Source organism: Pseudoalteromonas sp. MQS005, from assembly GCF_001661605.1.
GTDB lineage: Bacteria > Pseudomonadota > Gammaproteobacteria > Enterobacterales > Alteromonadaceae > Pseudoalteromonas > Pseudoalteromonas tetraodonis.
In genome coordinates this window covers 1-692 of sequence record NZ_LYRQ01000123.1, presented here as the reverse complement: position 1 = coordinate 692, position 692 = coordinate 1, and the positions used below count along the sequence as shown (strand labels likewise).

At 49.4% G+C, this 692-nt stretch carries 1 protein-coding gene; it reads left to right on the top strand.

Annotated elements, in window-relative coordinates; all coding sequences use genetic code 11:
- Positions 1 to 692: ribulose bisphosphate carboxylase/oxygenase activase (locus A9479_RS19505; protein ID WP_197487282.1), on the top strand; the 692-nt coding region annotated here is incomplete at both ends.

Here is a 692-nt window from a genome sequence, read left to right as displayed (position 1 = left end):
GATGGTTACTACATTGCTCCTGCTTTCATGGACAAATTGGTTGTTCACATCACCAAGAACTACATGACCCTCCCAAACATCAAGGTTCCTTTGATTTTGGGTCTGTGGGGAGGCAAAGGACAAGGAAAATCCTTCCAATGTGAGCTTGTATTTGCCAAGATGGGAATCAACCCAATCATGATGAGTGCCGGAGAATTGGAAAGCGGGAACGCAGGAGAGCCAGCCAAGTTGATCCGACAACGGTACCGTGAGGCGGCTGACATAATCAAGAAGGGAAAAATGTCCTGCCTCTTCATCAACGATCTTGATGCAGGTGCTGGTCGTCTTGGTGGTACCACTCAATACACCGTCAACAACCAAATGGTTAACGCCACACTCATGAACATCGCCGATAACCCCACCAATGTCCAACTCCCTGGAATGTACAACAAGGAGGAGAACCCCCGAGTTCCAATCATCGTCACTGGTAACGATTTCTCCACTCTCTACGCTCCTCTCATCCGTGACGGTCGTATGGAGAAATTCTACTGGGCACCCACTAGGGAAGACCGTATCGGTGTCTGCAAAGGTATCTTCCGTACCGACAATGTGGCTGATGAGGACATCGTCAAGTTGGTCGACACCTTCCCAGGCCAATCCATCGATTTCTTCGGTGCTCTAAGGGCGAGAGTGTACGATGACGAAGTAAGGAA